Origin of the sequence: Paenibacillus plantiphilus (assembly GCF_927798095.1) — a bacterium.
GTDB lineage: Bacteria > Bacillota > Bacilli > Paenibacillales > Paenibacillaceae > Paenibacillus_Z > Paenibacillus_Z plantiphilus.
The window spans coordinates 1-4599 of the sequence record NZ_CAKMMF010000061.1 but is presented as its reverse complement, the minus strand read 5'-3'; the positions used below and the strand labels follow the sequence as shown (position 1 = coordinate 4599).

Here is a 4599-nt window from a genome sequence, read left to right as displayed (position 1 = left end):
TTATTTTCTTGTAGCCAGGGTTGAGCGGATCGTTCTCCATCTTCACGCCTGGAACAGCTGTCCATGTGCCGCCCTCTGCGCGATAGTGGATGTTGACATTCGTCCATCCCTCTTTGTAGTAAATCGTTACTTTGTTGCCTGGCTGTGGCGCATCTGGTTTGCCCGATGTCACTACGCCAGCCTTAAACGTATTGTCGCCTTTATTGAAGAAGTAGTTCTTCTGACCATTGCTGTCCCATTGTCCGCTGCCGTTGTTGAATGCAGCTTCAACGCGAGTAGCTGTGCTTGCTCCAAGGTCAATCGTGTACTTGGCATAGCCCGGAACCTCGGACTCATCCATCTTCACGCCTGGAACAGCCGTCCACGTACCACCCTCTGGACGATAGTGGATATATGGTGTTGCATAGCCTTTTTTGTAGTAAACCGTTACGGTATTTCCGGTATTGCTGCCTGGCTCCGTCGTTACGCTGATCACGTTGCTCGGATCAGAGCTGGCGCCCGATTGGTCTCTTGCGATCACTTTGTACGAGTACGCCGTTGCTCCTGCCAGACCCGTATCGGTATACGTCGTTGCCGCTGTCGTTCCAACCTTCGCATTGTTGCGGTACACATCGTATCCTGTAATACCCGCGCTGGTGGATGCTGTCCACGTCAGCGTTACCGTTTTGTCTGTTTTAGCCGATGAAGCCAGATTTGTCGGTGGCTCCAGCTTCGTGCGTGGATCCGTATCAGACCAAGTCGTTCCGTCATACCAGCCTGTTGCGGTTCTTGCGAAACCAGGCAGGCTTTGGCCAGGAAGCTGCTTGCCCGTGTTGTCTTTGAAAATCATCGTTGCTTTCTCAGCGGTGTCGAAGCTGTACACATACCAGCCGTCGCCAACGTCTGTCATTGCAGGAGCTGTCGCCCATGTAGGCTCATTCGTTTGCTTAGGCGCTGTTTCATAGAAGTACAGTGCCGGTGTTCCCCAGCCTGCTGGCTTCTTGAAGTAAATATCAAGCTTGGCATTCGGATCGCCCTTCGTGAAGGTGAACGAGCCTGTGCCTTCGCCGTTCTCATTGACTGCATACATCTTCAACGTTTTCGTCTCATCGATAGCCATGCCTGCGCCAATCGTGATCGTTGTGCCGTTCGTGAATGCAATGCCGTTAACCGGATCGCTGCCGTCCAGCGTGTATTTGCCGCTGTCTGCATTATTCACCGACAGGGTAACGGTTGTTGTTTCTGTCTTGAACTTGCCGCCTGCCGGGGATGCGGTCAGAACCGGGAATTTCTTGTTCGCGCCCACATTCTCGATCAGGATAACGCCATTCGTGCCAGCCGTAAATGTAGCTTTGCCGCCGCTTACTACGACTTCATTCTTCGTATACGCATCGCGTACTGTCGTGCCGTCTGGGAAAATGCTGCCCACGTTTACACTTACAGAGCCCGAAGCGCCTACGGCTACAACGACCTTATCCAAAATATCGCCTTTCTCATACGTACGGGAGAACGTATAAGGAGCGTCTGCGATTTTGGCATGTTGACCTGCGCCAATCGCGATGTGATTGTTTCTGAATTGGCCAATCTTCTGCCAGTGGCTTTGAACAGCTGTATTGATGCTGCCCCAGTTCATGTCAGAACGTGAACCCATATCCGGATCAGAACCGTTCTCGCCTACTGGTCTAGCCGTTTCATCACCGTAGAACGTTTGTACTGCGCCAGGGAGAAGCAGCATCGCTGTTCCTGCTTGGATCAGATTACTACGGCTGTAAAGCCGCTTGTCATGTGAAGAGATGTAGCTCAGCATGTTGTAGTTCGCTGCGCTGCCGTTAAACTCAGTGGCATAACGGGAGAACAGAGCTTCCAAATCAGAGAAATTCGCTCCTTGGAACGAGAAGTTGATCAGGGAGTCAAAGCCATTATCGAAATAATTGCCGTCTCTGCCGAGACCTTTATCGAATACTTCACCTGTCATCCAGAAGCCATCGTTCCAATCTGCTCCTGGCTTCGTAGGGTTGTTCTGTCTCCATTTCGCGAGGGCGTTGTTTGCTTCTATTTTCAGTGCGCCCCATCTGTCATATTGAACGTGTTTCGCTGTATCCGCACGGAATCCGTCGATACCGAATTCTTCAACCCATGAGGACAACCATTTGATCATGTAGTCTTTAGGGGCTACGTTCAGGTCTTTACGGTATTGCTTGGCAGCTGGAACGATCCAGTTGTCAAAGCCGGTTGTTTCTCTGCCGAACTTCGTTTTCAGAATTGGCGGCAATGTTGTAGGGCTCGTGGAATCAGTCTTGATGTCAGGCAAGAACCCGACGCAAGAAGTGAAGTCGCCGCCGCTGCATTGGTCATAGCCAGCGATGCCGTTCGGGCGAATCCAGTTATTGCCCCACCAGGTTGACCAAGCGCTTGCATTTTGAGTGTTCATAATGTCGTTGTGCGAGTGCCAGTTCTGACCGCCGCTTAGATTTGGCAACCAGTTGCCGGCAAGTCCGCCGCGATCGCCGTAGTTGTATTCTGCCATGTCGACAAGGTTCGGATAAGCGACATGGTTCATAACAACGTCGAGAACGACGCGGATGCCTTTCGTATGTGCGAGATCAACGAACTCGCGCATTTCATCAATGGTTCCCATGTTCTTGTCCATCGCAGTGAAATCGAGTGCATAGTAGCCGTGGAAGCCGTAGTGAGCGAAATCGCCTTGTCCACCGCCTACCCAGCCATGCATTTGCTCCCATGGAGCTGTAATCCAGATGGCATTCGTTCCAAGGTCGGTGAAGTAGCCTTCTTCAAGCTTCTTCGTTAAACCTTTAATGTCTCCGCCATGGAAAGTACCGATATTTTTGCCGCCTGCATCGGTCTTAGGTCTTCCATAAGAGCCGTCATTGCTCGTGTTGCCGTTGTTGAAACGGTCGGTCATCACGAAGTATACGTTTGCATTATCCCAGCTGAATGGGCTGCCTGCTTGCGGCTGCTGTCCGCCGTTGCCGATCTTGACGGTTGCAGGAGCGCTGGCTGCTGATTTCTGTCCAATTGTATCGACTGCTCTCACCGTGTAGGAATACGTGTTGTCATTCGCTACCGTTGTGTCCGAGTAAGACGTGCTCGTGGAGCTGCCTTTCAGCGTGCCGTTACGATAAATCTCGTAGCTTGCAACACCTTTGTCATCTGTGGAAGGACTCCATGTCAGGTTGACAGTTGTCGTACCGACAGCAGTTCCTTGCACATTCGTCGGCACAGTAGGAAGCTGATCCTGCGTGCCGCCGTTGCCGGTTGTAACCGCAACTGCTGCGCTGAACGCTGATTTCTGTCCAATTGTATCGACTGCTTTGATCGTGTACGAGTAAGTCTTGTTCGCAACGACCGTGTTGTCGGTGTAGGAGTTCGTCGTCGTTTCACCGATCAGTACGCCGTCACGGTAAACCTCGTATTTCACTACTCCCTTGTCGTCTGTAGAAGGATTCCAAGTCAGGTTAATAGAAGTCGTACCTGCTGCTGTTCCTTGTACATTCGTTGGAGCTGTTGGAGCTTGGTCCGTTGGGCCATCCGGATTTGTGGCATGAACCACATTATCCTTAATCCATTTCTCGCCCGTTACTTGGTAGCCTGGTTGGCTTGCACCCGGCACTTGATTGCTTCCAGAGTTAAAGATGACTTGCGCCTTTGTCCAAGCCGGAATTTGATAGGAGTACCAGCCGTTCCCATCATCCCTCATTGCCGGTCCTGGCCATGTCGCACCGATTTTGGTCGGTGTTACAGACTCATCATAGTAATAGATGTTAGGCGTTCCCCAACCAGCAGGCTTATAGAAATGAACGTTAAGCGCTGCATTTGGGTCTTCTTTCGTAAATGTATACGTCTTAGTAGCTTGTCCTGCCGCATTGCTCGATGTCACTTTCAGTACGAAAGTTGCGCCGAATGCTGCGCCAGCTCCGAAGCTTACAGTCGTACCTGAGCTGAACGTCGCAGGTGTTCCATTGTTCACCGTGTACGATGCAGTGTCAGAACCTGTGTATGTCAGCTTCACATCCAGCTTATCTGTGTAGAATCCGCCCTCTTGCTTATCGATAGAAATGACAGGAACAGGTGCTGCAGCTTCATACAGAACAGCGATTTTGCCGCCGCCGATGCTGCCCGTAATTCTGCCGTTGGAAACGGTAAACGTTCCGCCGCCAGTTGCTTTATTCGTATAAGTTCCATTTGGAAGCTTCGTTTCGGAATTGATTTGAGCATTGTCGCCGAGGTTGACGATCGTTACCCCTTTCGTTCCACGCTCAACGAGCATAATTTGGTTGCCTTGCGTGCGCAAGAACTCGCTTTCACCAACCATTGCATTGTGGAATTTGTTAACGGCAACAATATCAGCATCTTTCCACAGATTGTTGCCTGGCTGACCGAGAGGGCTGCCGAACTTGCCGCTTCCACCCGGTCTGTTGAAGAACAACGAAGTCGTTTCGGCACGAGCGGCGATGATGGACCAGCCCATCTTGATCTGCCATTCGTTCATGTTCGTTGATTCGTTCTTGTCATTGGCATACGTATCATGGGATTCTACCCACGTTACCAATTTGGATGGACTAACAGTACCAGCGCTATAAAACTTCGCAGTATCAACAT

1 protein-coding gene is annotated in these 4599 nt (G+C 51.1%); it reads right to left on the bottom strand.

The genetic code is table 11. The annotated features are described in order from the left end of the window. The coding region (locus tag L6H65_RS26255) for a starch-binding protein (RefSeq protein ID WP_236347683.1) at nt 1-4599 on the bottom strand (4599 nt) is incomplete at both ends.